This is a genomic window from Acinetobacter sp. NCu2D-2 (assembly GCF_001647675.1).
Taxonomy (GTDB): Bacteria; Pseudomonadota; Gammaproteobacteria; order Pseudomonadales; family Moraxellaceae; genus Acinetobacter.
Genome location: NZ_CP015594.1, coordinates 1,023,396 through 1,038,088 on the forward strand (window position 1 = coordinate 1,023,396; position 14,693 = coordinate 1,038,088).

Sequence of the window (14,693 nt, forward strand, 5' to 3'; positions counted from 1 at the left end):
GCAAGGCTTATGTCTTGCTTTTTTATTGCCTGTAGAAAAGATTTAAAGAAAAGTGAGTGGGAAAGTTAGCTGATCTAAAACTGACAGGTTTTGAATTATTATTTTTGATAAGCCCATAAATAAAAAAGGCATGTTGACGAGGGGCTTTCAAGAGTCAACATGCTAAAAAATTAACAACAAAATTTAAGCTTTTAAATGATCTTCGAATTCTTCGCCAAGCTGCATTGCAAGCGCATTACCTGATAGGTCAACAGTAACTAGCCCATATTCTTTATTAAAGCTAAAGCTAAAGCCGCGGTTGTCAGCCAGAGTACGTACTGAATAACCTAATTTTTCTAACCAAAGACGAAAAGCGATTAAGTTTTTTGCTTTTACTACTTTTTTCACGAGATTACTCCATTAATACTGTTTTAATATTAATAGGGGTTCTCAAATTTTTTTTAAAGGGCTCTTACAAAGAAAAACTTAATATTTAAATAGATTGCATAAATAAGCAGCGGATTTTATATTTTAATTTGCATAAAATATTGAAATTTAAATAATTATTTAAGTGGTAACGAAATATTTTATCTTTCAAAATTTATGAATGAATTATGAATAATATCGGTGTTATTTTCACCATTTTTGAAGTATGGTTATTTGCTGTGTCGGCTGTACTTTTAATTTCCGTAATTAAGAAGATTACCATCACCTGAAAGTCTAATCTTTTGTGCAGCACATCTTTTTTATAATTCGCGATAAATCGACTCATTTTAAAATTGTGTAATGAATATTGAAGATCAAGTAAAAAGCCAAATTGAACAGTTAAAGCAACAAGGTCTTGAGCCAACAGCTGTGATGCTGGGGCACGAAGATTGGTTAGATTTTAGTGTTCAATCCAAAGTGGCGTATACACCTTTTGGCAGTGCGCGACGTTATCAACCTGCTTTGGGTGGGCTATTAATGGTACGTGTCGATGAAATGCATAAAGTAAAGGTTGTGACACAAGCAGAGCTGGATGCTTATGCCAAAAACCACCAAATTTTATAAATTAAAAATTATCTTTAAGCTGGCGAAGTCGGGTAAATTCCTCGACATCATTTGCACGTAAAAAAGGATTGGTTTGCAGTTCAATTTCAATCTGGCTTGGTAATGTGCACTGACCAAGCAAGCGCATACGTTCTACTTGTTCATAGCGCTCCTGAATTGCGACATTTTCAGGTTCCACATGCAAAGCAAATTTAGCATTTGAGAGCGTGTATTCATGTGTGCAATAGACTTGAGTTCTCGGTGGTAATGCCGCAAGTCGATTCAGTGAATTATACATCTGCTCATAAGTTCCTTCGAAGACTCGACCGCAACCCATCGCAAATAAAGTATCACCGCAGAATAAAGTGTCTATTTCATCGATGAAATAAACAATATGCCCAAGCGTATGACCTGGAACAGCAATCACTTCAATATTCAAATCATGAAATTGAAACAGACCTTCATGATTTAACGCGTGGCTCATAAAAGGAATCTTTTCTTGCTCAGCTTGTGGCCCAAGTACAGCAATATCTAATTCAGCGATAAGCTCAGGAACACCACCTATATGATCCTTATGCCAATGTGTGAGCCAAATTTGTTTAAGCTTAAGTTGATGCTCACTACAATAGTCTTGGACAAGTTTGGCTTCAGTTGGATCTACAGCAATCACATCACCAGAGGGCGTATGCTCAAGTAGCCAAATATAGTTTTGCAGTTGATTTTTAACATCAATACAGTGAATTTTATAAGACATCATTTCCATGTGTTCGACAGACTTTTTTCTAAATTAGCATGATTTTGTATGACAACAAGCATAGGATGAAATAAATGTGCCGCGATGAAGCGCATTAAGCTTCATCAACCGAAACAGCATCACCAATGGTATAAAAATGTCCACCTGAAACATGATGGATACTGCGCCATTCTAGATCTGCATCTTGAAAGTTCCAATGCCCGTCTTTAAACACACGCTCGTCAGCATAAGCTGCAATGACTTCACCAATAAATAAATCATGCTGCTGTTGATTGTGCGATTCAGGGATTAATTTGCATAATAGCCATGCAGAGCAGCCATCAACTACAGGAATGTTAGCGTCTTTAAACTGGAATAAATTTGTACCTGCATGACGGAGTTTTTCAGGTGCATCGTGCAGACTCATATTGCCTAAGGCGTACACCATTTTAAGCTGTTTGAGTGTAGGGACTTGAAGTGCAAAATAGCCTGATTGTTCAATAATTTCTCTCGTTTTGGTGCTTTTATCCAACACGACAGTAACTTTGGCAGGCTTAAACTCAAGTGCACACGCCCATGCTGCAGCCATGACATCGGTATATTGATTGTCCTGTGCGGAAACTAAAACGGTAGGGCCGTGTGTAATCAGTCGATAGGCTTTTTCTAAAGGCACTGGGCGAATATGTGGCTTCATTGCTCATCCATAATAGTGTTTTTAATATCTTATCGAGTTTACGCAAGGTTCTGTAGTGCAAAATGTTGGATAGCAAATATCCATCTCGTATTTGAAAATGAAAACTCGAACATGATGAATCGATAAATTAGGTATGATGTGATGAGTACACCAAAAGGAATATTTGCATGAAAATGTATCAAGTTGATGCCTTTACCACAGAGTTGTTTAAAGGTAATCCTGCTGCAGTCGTGGTAACCAACGAGTGGCTTGAAGACGATTTAATGCAGAACATTGCCTTTGAAAATAATCTTGCTGAGACTGCATTTGTGCGTGTGGTGGATGATACTAACTATGAAATCCGCTGGTTTACACCCAAAGTGGAAGTTGATTTTTGTGGTCATGCAACTTTGGCGAGTAGTTTTGTTTTATTTAAAGATTATACCGCTCAAAAAACCATTCAATTTCATGTCAAAGATTTAGGAATCTTTGTTGTCACTCAAGATGATGATGGCAAGATTCGTATGAATTTTCCTGTGCGTGAACCTGTACAAATTGACGACTATCCTGAATTGTTAAATGAACTGGTCGATGTTCCATTTGAAGCGGTGTATGTCAATCCACAAGCGTTTATTTTGGTATGTAAATCCGCAGAAGATGTAAAACGTGCTCAACCGAATTTTGAAAAAATTGCACAGTTGGCGCATGTGTCATATAAAAGCACAGCGATTACTGCAGCCGATTTGGATTTGGCCATTACCAGCGCTGAGCAGAGCTATGATTATATTGCACGTTATTTTGCGCCACATAAAGGCATTAATGAAGATCCTGTAACAGGTTCAATGCATACAGGTCTAGCACCATTATGGGCGAAAAAGTTGAATAAGACGGCATTGACGGCTTATCAAGCTTCAGCGCGTGGTGGGATTCTACATTGTGAACTGAAAGGGGAAGGTCGTATTGAGGTGGCAGGCTATGGCAAGTTATATATGATTGCAGAGCTTTATCTTTAATGTAGCTGGCTTAAGTTCGCTTCACCCGATGACAGTGCATTGTATAGGCAGTGTACTGTTTTAATAAAAAGACACTATTCACAAGAATGGCAGTTCATTACCATAGCCATCGAATAACAATATTCACAGGTTTAAATTAAGAGTAAATAATGCAATTACGTTTCAAGACTTTATCATTATCTATATTGTTCGCATGTGCTTCATCATCACTCTTCGCCCAGCCGATTTTCGTTAAAGCTGAACAAAATATTGAAGAATATAAATTAAATAACGGCTTAAGAATCATTTTGGCACCGAATGATAAAGAAAATAAAGTCTTTATGAATACGGTGTATTTAACAGGCTCTCTTAATGATCCGCAGAACAAAGGTGGGTTGGCACATTTACTTGAGCATTTAGCCTTTAAAGGTACACAAAATATTCAAGGCGATGAATTTCAACGCCGTCTTGATCAATATACATTGGCGACCAATGCCAGCACGGATTACTACGCCACTAAATATACCAATATTATCCGCCCAGAAACGCAAGCCATTCGTGAAGTAATTTTACTTGAAGCGGAGCGTATGGATAAATTGGTGTTACAGCAAAAGCATGTACCGAAAGAGATTGATATTGTTAAGCGTGAGCGTGAAATCCGTTTAGATCAGCCATTTTCAGTGTTAATGGATCAAATCTTTAAATCTGCTTATGGCAATCAATATTTAGGTCGATTACCGATAGGTGATTTACAAGAATTGCAATCGATCAAGATTGATGAACTGAATCAATTCTATAAAACGTGGTATGCGCCGAATAATGCCTATATGGTGATTTCAGGTAAATTTGATAAAGCTGAAGTCTTAAAAAAGATTGATCAGGACTTTAGCGCTATTCCAGCGCGTGAAATTCCAGCTCAAGCCAAAGTGCCAAGTTTCAAGCCTGAAAGTATTCAACCGCGTCAATTCACGGTCAAAAAAGGCAGTGATTTTGCCCAATTTAATGTGTATTTAACGCCGAATGATGAAAAGGTAAAACAGGCGCTTGCACTTGCACCAACGCTATTTACATTGCAGCCAAGTGGGCATTTGTATAAGGGTATTGTAGAAGAAGGCAAGGCGACAGCTGTGCAATCAACAAGTTGGCTCGATAAAGATTTTAATATGGTCTTTATGGGGGCAGTTTATGCACCAAGTCACGATGCTGCAAAGATCAATGAAGCCTTAATTCATGGTGTTGAACAAGCCAAGGGCTTTAATGAAACTGAGCTTAATCGTGTTAAAAATATGACCCGCAACCAAGCGGAAAATATTAAAAATAACGCAGCAGCGATTGGATCACGTTTAAGCGATTATTTGGTTGCCTATAACGGTGACTGGTCTAAATATTTTAAAGATTTACAGGATGTGCAAAATCTAAAAGTTGAAGATGCTAATCAGATTTATCAAGCATTTTTTAAATCATCAAATCGTTTAACCGGTAATATTCAACCCACTCCGGAAGATCAAAAGAAAGCGCACCAGGCGTTAAAAGAAGAGTCTAAACTGACTTTAGATCAACAAGTAGCAAATGAAGAGCCGCTCAAAGATGTTTCTGAATATCAGGCGGAAGTTCAGCAATATGTCAAAGCCTCTAAACAATATTTGGTGGCAAAAGAAAAGCAGATTCAGCGTGGAAGCTTAAAGAACGGCATTAAATATGCGTTATTTCCAACCAATACACGCGATGATAAAGTCTATGCCAGTATAGATATGGATTTCGGGACAGCTGAAACATTAAAAAATAAGGCAGAAATACTCGATTTAATGAGTTATTTAATTCTGCGAGCGTCTAATACGCAAAGTTTGCAGCAGATTTCGGATAAAACCATCGAAGTCGGTGGTAGTGCGCAAGTCAGTGCTGCGGGAAATGGTTTAAAGATTCGAATTTCAGCAAAAAAAGAGAATTTCGAGGAATACTTTAAATACATTTTAGATGTACTCAAAAATCCAATTTTTGAACAAACCCAGTTTAATTTGATTCAATCTCAAACTTTAGCGAGTTTAGATCGACCGTATACAGAACCTGATACTGTCGCAGGTTTAACCTTAAGCCGTTTAGTTGAAAAATATGAACCAGGGGATTTGCGTTATCATTTTGAACCTGATTTTGCAATCAAGCAGTACAAGGCAGCAACGCGTGAGGATGTAAAACAGTTATATCAACGTTTCTTTGCAACGCAGCGCACACGTATTGCAATGACCGGTGAATTTAAACCGAAAGCCATGCAGAAATTGATTCAAAACCAATTTGCTGCATGGAAAACCCAAGAACCTTATTCGCCTTTAACTACTGGGTACACCGCGTATCCTGCACAGAAGCACCATGTACTCTCTGAACAACGTGAATTTGGTAGCTATACTGCGGCGTTAACCATGCCAGTGGGCGATGATCATGAAGATGTGCCAGCACTTCTAGTGTTACGTCATATTATGGGAGAATCGCAATTGTCTTCTCGATTAGCCCAAGAGCTTCGTGAGAAAAATGCGTTGGTTTATGGCTTTAGCGCAGGGATGAATTTTAGTGATACTGAAAATGTCGGCGCATTGGGTATTGATGCAAACTATACTGCGGGTAAATCCGCACAAGTGTCGCAAGCTGTTCACAAGGTGTTAAATGAGCTTCTACAGCGTGGTGTGACCGAACAGGAAGTTGAGGCTGCAAAAGCCAACATATTGAAAAAGCGTGTCACTGCACTTGAGGATGAACGCCGTATTCATGGCATGTTGAGTTCACAATTAGAGAAAGATCGTAATTTACTCTATCGTGAAAAACGCGATAAAGCCCTAGCTGTGCTCAGCAAAGCTGATATTGATCGTGTCATTCAAAGATATATTAAGCCTGAACATCTGGTTGAAGTCATGGCGGACCAATATGGACAAGCCATAAAGTAATTAGAATAAAAATATCCTCCTACGGGGAGGATTTTTTTTGGTGTAAAAAGCCAAAATACAGTTTACAAGCGATAAAATTCTGCAGCATTCTCTCGGAAGATCGGTGCTAATGCATTCGGGTTAAGAGTATGAATAATGTCGCTAAACGCGTCTATGATTGAGACCAAATCTGTGCTGACAGAATCCATTGGGAAGTTGGATGCAAACATTAAGCGCTTGGCTCCAAAGCAGTCGAATGCATGTTGAATAAGTGGGTAGGCCAAAGACAAGATTTGATCTTTCGTTGCAAGACGTTGTTGTTGATGAAAACGATGACCGAGAACCGGCATAAACAAGCCTGATACCTTACTATAGACATTGGGCAGTTCAGCCAAACGTGCCAAATCAAATTTCCATTTTTCAAAAATATACTGACGTTCTTTTTCACTTCGCCCAGTACGTTTTCCCACCGTTCCAAACATCCCCACGGGTGTTCCCAAATGATCGAGCACAATCGGTGTCTGTGGAAATTGCTGCGCCAAATAAATGACATCCTCAATTTGATTTGAATAGACCCACGCATCAAAACTCAGGTTTAAATGTGCAAGGTGCTCAAAGCCTTTTAAGAATTTGGGATTTTTATATAAATGCGGTTCATCTGCCCATGCATACACCGCTTTATTGGGATGAACAGCAGCCATTTTTCGAATACCACGAAACTTATCTGAGGCTTCCTGATGCATCTGCAAAATCTCTTTAAAATTCTTTTGACGCGGATCTGCTGTTGCCACAATGGCTGCCAATTGAATTGATGTTTCATGAAAAGGAAGTGATTCAATAAAACGTGTTTCATTGACGACGCCTGTGCCTTTATGTTCATGCCAACTGGCTTCAACATGAATCACTTTATCTATCACATAATGACCAATGTCATGGGCATAGTCTTGAGGTAAATAAGGCGCTGTAATGTGCTCGGTTAATCCAATGGTTTCAATCACAGCTTTGGGTTTGATCAGACGTACAAGTCGATCGAGTAATTTGGGATGTTTGCCTAAAAGTTTAACGGCGAATGCAGCTGCATGAGGGGTATGGTAAGGGTCCCATTGATGGATATGCGCATCGATAATTGAAAAGGGGATATTCTGCATGTTGAAATCATATTCATTTTTATAATCACTTTATTTATGCTGAATATTTAGACAACTGTCAATCGGAATATTAGGCATGAAAAAAGCCCCGAAGGGCTTTTAAAATTAATGGTTATGGTCGTGATTATGCTTGTTTGCATGGAATTCTTCATTACGACGGAAACGTAAGTAGTTTTCAAATTGCTCACAATACTCGTCGTAATTGTCTTCAAGCATCATTTGGAATTGTTGCAAGATATAAGACATCACTTGGTCTTTAGCATTACGCATTTCTTCGCCGTCTTTAAAGTTATTTGCAGCAACCCATGTATTGAAACGGGCAGTACCAAACAGCATTGCAGCACTGACTTGACCGCGTTTTTCATCAGGTTTTTCTTGCGAGCCTTTTTCTACACGGCAAAATTCATTGGCTTGTTTAATAAATTCATCAGCACGTTCAAAGAATGCCGCATTTAACGCTTCTTCTTCGGTAACATCGGTTGCTTCAATCTTTTGAACCATGAATTTGTTCCTAACAATAAAATCTCAATCGCTAATTATAGGCAAAGCCTTGCAGAAACTAAACCTTTCACTTAATCTAAAAATAGCCTAAGTGTGGGATTGATATCATGCAAGATGCAATTGCGGTACAAAGTTTAAAAAGTGACATTGCCTTACTGCGTCAAAATATTTGGCCACCTGCAAGTCTCGCCAATGTCGAAGGTTTGCCGATTTATTATGGAACCAAAGATCAGGTCGATGAATATTATCGTCAATGGCTGGGTTTGATTGAACGGGCACAGGATTTATTTCAACCCTTTATGGAAGATGAAATTGTAGATGCTGTGCATTTACCGAGTCATCTTAATTTGCCGCTGTTCTATTTTCATGTTGACCGTATTCGCATCAATAAAACCCGAGCCAAAGAATCGAAAACTTTTCGTGGCATTGCCAGTTTAATCGACAAATGTGGTCAGTTTGAACCAGCACAAATTCAGGCGATGCAGCAGTGGTTAGATAGTGATGATACCGCGGCATTGGTGGCGCATCGCGAATTTATTGATTTACGTACTTATGTGTTTCAACACAAACAATCTGAATATACACGTACCCGTTTTTATGTGAACGGTATTGTGCTGAGTGTAGAAGAAGATTTTGAATTGGTGGATGCACGTGATAAACCACGCAAGCAACGTAGCGATAGTTATAGTGATCCGCTTGCGGATAACAATACATGGAAAGTCTTTGGTAAATATCGCTAATGGATGCTTGATACAACAGATATACCCCATTTTACAAATACATGGTAGGCAATAGGTTCAGCGCATTTTATAAATAAACAGAGAATTAAAAATGCGCTGAACAGATAATGAGAAAAATTCCCCGATATGCTTATTTGGTTTTAGTTTGTCTGTGTAGTTTATGGATGTGTCTATTGATATGGATCCATCGGCCTTGGGGGATGATTAGTTCAATTCTGCTGATTACTTTTGTTTTTTTACTGAGTATTGTCAACTTATTTCAATTTAACAAATTCAGTTCTATTTCACCCTACGTGCATTTCATTTACTGGCTGACATTTCTGATCTCGTTACTGGTGTTTTTCTGCTTGGTTCCGCGTAATGATCGGCAATGGCAACCAGAGGTTGATAAAATCATTCAATATCAATTCGTCGATGGTCAAGTTGAGATTCAAAACGTACGTAATTTTATTTGGCATACGCCAGACGATTACCAAGTCCAATGGGAAACACGTCGCTATTCATTAGAAGATATCAATCAAGTTGATTTAATTGTTTCACATTTTATCCCTGGCCCTGTGGCACATGTCTTTATGAGTTTTGGGTTTAAAAATGGCGAGCATTTGGCTTTTTCATTGGAAGTTAGGCAAGAAAAAGATGAAGGTTTCTCCACGATTGGTGGTTTCTTTAGGCAGTATGAATTGGCATTGGTTGTAGGGGATGAAAATGATGTGATTTACGCCCGAACCAATATTCGTGATGAAGATGTCTATATTTACCCAATTACGATGCAAAAGAATGAAATGCAGATTTTATTTTTGGAATATCTTAATAAAGCCAATCGACTGAATAATCAACCGCGTTGGTACAACACATTGGTGAGCAATTGCACCACCATTCTTTTTGACTTGGTCGAATATACGGTTGGACGTGTTCCACGGGATTATCGCGTGGTGCTGCCCGGTTTATTGCCTGAGTATTTGCATGATTATGGTCAGTTAGCTCCGTCTTTAACCGTAGAGGAATGGAAACAACGCAATCATGTGAATCCAAAAACAGAACACTTGAAAAATGGGCCTGATGATCTAGATATACCATTTTCCAAGTTAATCAGACAAGATATTCGTTAGATTTTAAGACATCAAACAGTCTTGAGATGTTTCAATTACTTAATCAGTTTTCGACTTACTAAGAATTGTTCCGTCGCTTCAACTAAACGTTCTGCATAGACTTCCTGTTTTGCAGTGAGCCAACCGAGTACAAACCAGTCACTGGCTTCTAATTCGGTTTGCTGAATATAAGCAACGGAAGAGGCAAGGGTTTGATATTCCATCGCTGCAATATATGCGTCATTTAATGCCTTGCTATATTTCTGCAAGTTTTTAACATCATAAATAGTTGTTAAAATTGGAAAGCTAAATTTCAGTTCATGAATACGTGCAGCCAGTAAGTCTAAATTTTCAAAATCATTCTTACTTGTAGCATTCAGTTGATCTTGCAAAGCTTTATATTGGCTTTGTAAGGTATGTTGAGCGGCAGTTTTTAAATCTTGGCTAGGTGCAGTATCTTCTGACAAACTGAAAATCAGCAATTCAAGATAATGATGCACATTCAAGGTAGATTTTACCAATTGAATGAGTTTTTCCCGCGCGTAAAGTATGTCTTTTTCTAAATTGGTCGCCGTCGTTGGATTTTGTAAGAAAGCACCTAAAGTTTCTTTCATATGACGTAAATGTTTAAGGTTTTCAAATTGCTGCTTAAACGCAGCCAATTGATAACCCCATTTATCAGATACGCCACTATGCCAGTCTTTAAACAGCAAAATGCTTAAGTACAAATGATCAAGCGCAGTTTGAGCTTCATCAAGATGCTCTTGCTCAGCCACTTGTGCAGAAATTGCAGCAATATTCGGTAAAAAATGCTGCATGTGTTGTGCAATGAATGAGCTTAAATTCTTGCTTGCACTGTCTTTTTTGCTGATTTGTAATTCTTTGCCATACGCTGCTGGACTCACTTTTTGACCGAGTAAAAGTAAGTTTCCAAATTCAGCTTTACTACGTACATCAAGCCATAACTGATATTTCTTCACCCATTCTGCACTAAAGGCAAGTAGGCTCTGAATTGAACCCGATTTAAGTTCGAATTCTACTTCATGAATCTCTTGCTCGGCATTTAATGTACGTACAGCACCAATATCGAGACTGACTTCAATTTCTGCATTTTGGTATTCAATCACGCGCAATGTACGTTGAATATCGGTTTCAAATTGCAGCTGAAGGCGAGAGAAATCATCGCCTAAGGCTTGTTGAAGAATTTGAGTAGCTTGAGCATCTGTTTGATAAATGTCGAGTGCAAGATCAGGCGCGCTTTCAAGTTCACCAAAATCATGGTTGTGTTCAAAGCGCTCAATGTGCGACTTACCTGCAGCTTTCAGGGTTTGTACCCAGCGCGTGCCTTCCAAACGTTGACGCAGTGCAGCACCGCTCTGTGATAATTGGCGATCAGGCGTATCGAAGTATTTAGCTTGAAGTTGTATTTTCTCTGTTTTTTTTGGATCTAATGCTTTTAATAAGGCTTGACGACGTGCTTCTGGAATTTGAAATTTGAGCTCAACTTCAACCATGGATAATGTCCTGACATATAAAGTTAACAATGCTAATCAAGCGTTTTAAATAAAAATAAGATGATTTTGTGCGATCTGATGCAGCAATTGTTCTGATTCATCTGCCACAGATTGTAACGAAATAAATGTGTGATGTAAGACTTGACGTAAGGCAGAAGAGTACTGATTAAATTATATGGCTTATTAAAATATTTTTATTTTCAATAGATTGTAATGAAGTAAACTCAGAATTATGGTCGATTAATCATTCATAAATGATGCAACATTCATCTTTTCTTTGTTTAAATTATCAGCTAAGGTGAAGAAAAAACGTCGAGATGATGCCATGAATGCACAAGTACAACCGTCATATGACTATGATCCTGAACCACAGCTTCGGATGCCTATTAAACATTACCCAGACTTTTACCGTTTTTATCTAACTGAACATCGAAATATTATGAGTCGCCGTCTGCATGTAGCGGGCAGCAGTATTGGCTTATTTTTCTTTACTAAGGCCATTGTACAACGTAAATCAAAGTATTTTTTATACGGTTTGGCATCAGGCTATGCCTGTGCATGGGTAGGGCATTTTATTTTTGAGAAGAACAAGCCCGCAAGTTTTAAACAACCTGTCTATAGCTTTATTTCAGACTGGAAAATGTTTGCAGATGTATTAAAGGGCAATTTGAGTTTACTTGACCGCGCCTTTGATAAAATTCCGAGTTAAATCATCGGAATATTTAAAAATGACCTGTGTGATCTAAAAATTTTGCTTGCAACTATAGAGCGAATATTCTATTAATGAAGTATATTTTGTAATGATGCTTTTTTAACACGCTGATTACACAAGTTTTCCAAGCCTGGAGTGACCTCTCTGGGCTTTTTTTATGTAGTTTCAAAAGTAGAATTTTCAAAAAAAATAGCCTATTTGTACTTTGAACTCTTCCCCAAAAAAATCGTCAAAGACAAATAGACCAAGCTTGCAAATGTTTTAAGTTCAAACCTACGACCTATGTTAATGCGTTTGACTTAATTCAAAATCATTAAAAAAATCACTTCAGGGAACTGATTTCTCCACAAAATCAGCGTATTCCCTAAGAGTGATATTAAGAGGGCGAAACAGAAAGCGGGCTGCTTGAACTGAATCAAGCTTATTAAAGTGGATATACCTTAAGGGTTACATCCCTAGAATTGGGTATTTTTCAATCAATCACTGAATTTCGCATAAGATGCACAATCAAATTTTTATAGAAATATTCAAAATAAATGTACAACTAAAACAATGATTAAAATTTAGTTTTGCCTATAATAAGTCATATTTTATTGTGTGAAGACGGTTATGCGCGGTTTATATCTCATTACCAATGATGATCCTATCGAACTTTTATTGGCTAAACTCGAAGGCGTAATGGCAAACGGTGGTGTATCAGTTTTGCAATATCGCCGTAAAAAAGTCACAAAAGAAGACCAAGCCTACGAAATTGAATATATGCGCGACTTATGCAAGCAATACAAAGTTCATTTTGTTATTAACGAAGACTTAGAACTTGCAGTGCAATATGGCACTGGTGTGCATTTAGGTCAAAATGACAGTCCTGTCTCTGAAGCTGTTGCACGTTTGCCTAAAAATGTATTGATTGGTCGTAGCTGTTATAACTCACTTGAGCTTGCTGAACAGGCTGTTGCAGATGGTGCAAGCTATATTGGCTTTGGTGCGATCTATGAAACGCAAACTAAACCTGAAGCAAAAAGCATTGGTCTAGACATTCTTAAAGCTGCTAAAGGCAAATTTAATGTGCCTGTCTGTGCTGTGGGTGGCTTAACGGTAGAAAATGCCAAAGAGGTGATTGAAGCGGGTGCTGACGTCTGTGTTGTGGTTAGTGATATATTAGGTCGTCCGATGCATTTAATTCCTGAGCGTTTGGATGAATGGTCTGCACTCTTTCAAGCGACAGCATAATTCTTTTTATTTTTTAAATTTTGAGTAGAGAGCAACGATGAGCTTATCTCCTAAGCAAGAACAATTGTTCAAACAAGCAAATAAACATATCCCAGGTGGTGTGAACTCACCTGTACGTGCTTTTAACGGTGTGGGTGGTACGCCCGTTTTTATTGAGAAAGCTCAAGGTGCTTATCTTTTTGATGTCGATGGTAAACGTTACGTTGACTATGTGGGTTCATGGGGACCAATGATCTTAGGTCATGCGCATCCAGATATTATTAAAGCGGTTCAAGAAGCGGCTTTAGATGGTTTAAGTTTTGGTGCACCAACCGTACATGAAACAACTTTGGCAGATATTATCTGCGAAATTATGCCATCAATTGAATTGGTTCGTATGACCAACTCAGGTACAGAAGCGACCATGACTGCAATTCGTTTGGCACGTGGTTATACAGGTCGTGACAAAATTGTAAAATTCGAAGGTTGTTACCACGGTCACTCAGACTCACTATTGGTAAAAGCAGGTTCAGGTTTATTAACCAAAGGTGAAGGTGAAGCGACTTCTGCGGGTGTACCTGCTGACTTTGCAAAACACACTTTGACACTTCCATATAACGATATCGAAACTTTAAAAGAATGCTTTGCTAAATTCGGTTCTGAAATTGCAGGTGTGATTGTTGAACCTGTGGCAGGCAACATGAACTTGGTCAAGCCAATTGATGGTTTCTTACAAGCAATTCGTGATGTATGTGATGAGCATGGTTCTGTATTTATTATTGATGAAGTGATGACAGGTTTCCGTGTGGGTCTTGGCGGTGCACAAGCGCATTATGGCGTTAAACCCGATTTGACCACTTTAGGGAAAATCATTGGTGCTGGCTTACCTGTCGGTGCATTCGGTGGTAAACGTGAAATCATGGAATGTATCGCGCCATTAGGCAGTGTTTACCAAGCAGGGACATTGTCGGGCAACCCGCTTGCAATGCGTGCGGGTATCGAGATGTTTAAACACCTCCGCCAAGATGGATTCTATGAAAACTTAACAGCTCAACTTTCAAAACTTCTTGCAGGCTTAGAAGCGGCTGCGAAAGACGCGGGTGTTGCATTTAAGACGCAACAAGTAGGCGGTATGTTTGGTATTTACTTTACTGACCAAGATGACATTACAAGTTTTGACTCAATGTTGAAATGTGATGTTGCAGCATTCCGTCAATTCTTCCACGGTATGTTAAAACGTGGTGTGAACCTTGCACCTTCTGCATTCGAAGCAGGTTTCTTCTCAGCAGCGCATAGTGATGAAGATATTGAATTTACAATTCAAGCTGCGAAAGAGACTTTTGCGGAAATGAAGGCTTAACTTGTAAATCCTCCCTAGCCCTCCTTTATAAAAGGAGGGAACGCTTAAATAGGGTCTGTTGACATTTGTTGCTTAAAAAAATAGCGAGGTAGTAAAATTAAAT

14 protein-coding genes are annotated in these 14,693 nt (G+C 38.6%); 8 read left to right on the forward strand and 6 right to left on the reverse strand.

Features of this window, described 5'->3' with window-relative positions; translation table 11 throughout:
- Nucleotides 1-183 precede the first annotated feature (183 nt).
- Nucleotides 184-387 carry a hypothetical protein gene (locus tag A3K93_RS04755; protein WP_067729400.1) on the reverse strand — a complete coding sequence of 68 codons (204 nt, stop codon included), beginning with the start codon at nucleotides 385-387 and terminating at the stop codon, nucleotides 184-186.
- Nucleotides 388-765: 378 nt separating this feature from the next.
- Between A3K93_RS04755 and A3K93_RS04760 the strand changes: the two genes are divergently transcribed.
- Nucleotides 766-1,029: a hypothetical protein gene (locus tag A3K93_RS04760; protein ID WP_067729403.1), complete on the forward strand. Its 264-nt coding sequence runs from the start codon at nucleotides 766-768 to the stop codon at nucleotides 1,027-1,029.
- Nucleotide 1,030: 1 nt separating this feature from the next.
- Here A3K93_RS04760 and gloB read toward each other — a convergent pair whose 3' ends face one another.
- Nucleotides 1,031-1,765, reverse strand: coding sequence for a hydroxyacylglutathione hydrolase (gloB, locus tag A3K93_RS04765; protein WP_067731673.1), 735 nt, complete (start codon nucleotides 1,763-1,765; stop codon nucleotides 1,031-1,033).
- A 91-nt stretch (nucleotides 1,766-1,856) separates the two neighbouring features.
- Nucleotides 1,857-2,435, reverse strand: a complete 579-nt coding sequence (locus tag A3K93_RS04770; RefSeq protein WP_067729405.1) for a flavin reductase family protein — start codon at nucleotides 2,433-2,435, stop codon at nucleotides 1,857-1,859.
- A 167-nt stretch (nucleotides 2,436-2,602) separates the two neighbouring features.
- On the opposite strand from A3K93_RS04770, the gene A3K93_RS04775 reads away from it, so the two are divergent.
- Nucleotides 2,603-3,427: a PhzF family phenazine biosynthesis protein gene (locus A3K93_RS04775; RefSeq protein ID WP_067729407.1), complete on the forward strand. Its 825-nt coding sequence runs from the start codon at nucleotides 2,603-2,605 to the stop codon at nucleotides 3,425-3,427.
- Nucleotides 3,428-3,576: 149 nt separating this feature from the next.
- On the forward strand, nucleotides 3,577-6,339 hold the full coding sequence (locus A3K93_RS04780; protein ID WP_067729409.1) for a M16 family metallopeptidase: 2,763 nt from the start codon (nucleotides 3,577-3,579) through the stop codon (nucleotides 6,337-6,339).
- A 62-nt stretch (nucleotides 6,340-6,401) separates the two neighbouring features.
- Here A3K93_RS04780 and A3K93_RS04785 read toward each other — a convergent pair whose 3' ends face one another.
- Entirely contained in the window at nucleotides 6,402-7,466 is a 1,065-nt protein-coding gene (locus A3K93_RS04785) for an amidohydrolase family protein (RefSeq protein ID WP_067729411.1), read from the reverse strand.
- Nucleotides 7,467-7,571: 105 nt separating this feature from the next.
- A complete protein-coding gene (locus tag A3K93_RS04790; RefSeq protein WP_067729413.1) occupies nucleotides 7,572-7,967 on the reverse strand; it encodes a DUF3144 domain-containing protein in 396 nt (131 codons plus the stop codon).
- Nucleotides 7,968-8,074: 107 nt separating this feature from the next.
- On the opposite strand from A3K93_RS04790, the gene A3K93_RS04795 reads away from it, so the two are divergent.
- Together A3K93_RS04795 and A3K93_RS04800 are read left to right on the forward strand one after the other, a co-directional pair.
- Complete coding sequence (locus A3K93_RS04795) at nucleotides 8,075-8,707, forward strand: hypothetical protein (RefSeq protein ID WP_067729415.1); 633 nt, start codon at nucleotides 8,075-8,077, stop codon at nucleotides 8,705-8,707.
- A gap of 347 nt (nucleotides 8,708-9,054) precedes the next feature.
- On the forward strand, nucleotides 9,055-9,816 hold the full coding sequence (locus tag A3K93_RS04800; protein WP_157883261.1) for an Lnb N-terminal periplasmic domain-containing protein: 762 nt from the start codon (nucleotides 9,055-9,057) through the stop codon (nucleotides 9,814-9,816).
- 35 nt (nucleotides 9,817-9,851) lie between these two features.
- Here the strand turns inward: A3K93_RS04800 and A3K93_RS04805 are convergent, their stop codons facing one another.
- Nucleotides 9,852-11,309 (reverse strand): CYTH domain-containing protein, encoded by a 1,458-nt coding sequence (locus A3K93_RS04805; protein ID WP_067729418.1) that lies wholly within the window; start codon nucleotides 11,307-11,309, stop codon nucleotides 9,852-9,854.
- A gap of 325 nt (nucleotides 11,310-11,634) precedes the next feature.
- Between A3K93_RS04805 and A3K93_RS04810 the strand changes: the two genes are divergently transcribed.
- From A3K93_RS04810 to hemL, 3 genes are all read left to right on the forward strand, one after another.
- A complete protein-coding gene (locus tag A3K93_RS04810) occupies nucleotides 11,635-12,018 on the forward strand; it encodes a DUF962 domain-containing protein (protein ID WP_067729420.1) in 384 nt (127 codons plus the stop codon).
- Nucleotides 12,019-12,630: 612 nt separating this feature from the next.
- Nucleotides 12,631-13,251: a thiamine phosphate synthase gene (thiE, locus tag A3K93_RS04815; RefSeq protein ID WP_067729422.1), complete on the forward strand. Its 621-nt coding sequence runs from the start codon at nucleotides 12,631-12,633 to the stop codon at nucleotides 13,249-13,251.
- A 37-nt stretch (nucleotides 13,252-13,288) separates the two neighbouring features.
- Nucleotides 13,289-14,590, forward strand: a complete 1,302-nt coding sequence (hemL, locus tag A3K93_RS04820) for a glutamate-1-semialdehyde 2,1-aminomutase (protein WP_067729424.1) — start codon at nucleotides 13,289-13,291, stop codon at nucleotides 14,588-14,590.
- Nucleotides 14,591-14,693 lie beyond the last annotated feature (103 nt).

Coding starts and splice junctions, on each gene's coding strand:
- hemL (WP_067729424.1), top strand. CDS start 13,289: ATGAGCTTATCTCCTAAGCAAGAACAATTGTTCAAACAAGCAAATAAA.
- thiE (WP_067729422.1), top strand. CDS start 12,631: ATGCGCGGTTTATATCTCATTACCAATGATGATCCTATCGAACTTTTA.
- A3K93_RS04780 (WP_067729409.1), top strand. CDS start 3,577: ATGCAATTACGTTTCAAGACTTTATCATTATCTATATTGTTCGCATGT.
- A3K93_RS04785 (WP_067729411.1), bottom strand. CDS start 7,466: ATGCAGAATATCCCCTTTTCAATTATCGATGCGCATATCCATCAATGG.
- A3K93_RS04775 (WP_067729407.1), top strand. CDS start 2,603: ATGAAAATGTATCAAGTTGATGCCTTTACCACAGAGTTGTTTAAAGGT.
- A3K93_RS04770 (WP_067729405.1), bottom strand. CDS start 2,435: ATGAAGCCACATATTCGCCCAGTGCCTTTAGAAAAAGCCTATCGACTG.
- A3K93_RS04760 (WP_067729403.1), top strand. CDS start 766: ATGAATATTGAAGATCAAGTAAAAAGCCAAATTGAACAGTTAAAGCAA.
- A3K93_RS04795 (WP_067729415.1), top strand. CDS start 8,075: ATGCAAGATGCAATTGCGGTACAAAGTTTAAAAAGTGACATTGCCTTA.
- A3K93_RS04790 (WP_067729413.1), bottom strand. CDS start 7,967: ATGGTTCAAAAGATTGAAGCAACCGATGTTACCGAAGAAGAAGCGTTA.
- A3K93_RS04805 (WP_067729418.1), bottom strand. CDS start 11,309: ATGGTTGAAGTTGAGCTCAAATTTCAAATTCCAGAAGCACGTCGTCAA.
- gloB (WP_067731673.1), bottom strand. CDS start 1,765: ATGATGTCTTATAAAATTCACTGTATTGATGTTAAAAATCAACTGCAA.
- A3K93_RS04810 (WP_067729420.1), top strand. CDS start 11,635: ATGAATGCACAAGTACAACCGTCATATGACTATGATCCTGAACCACAG.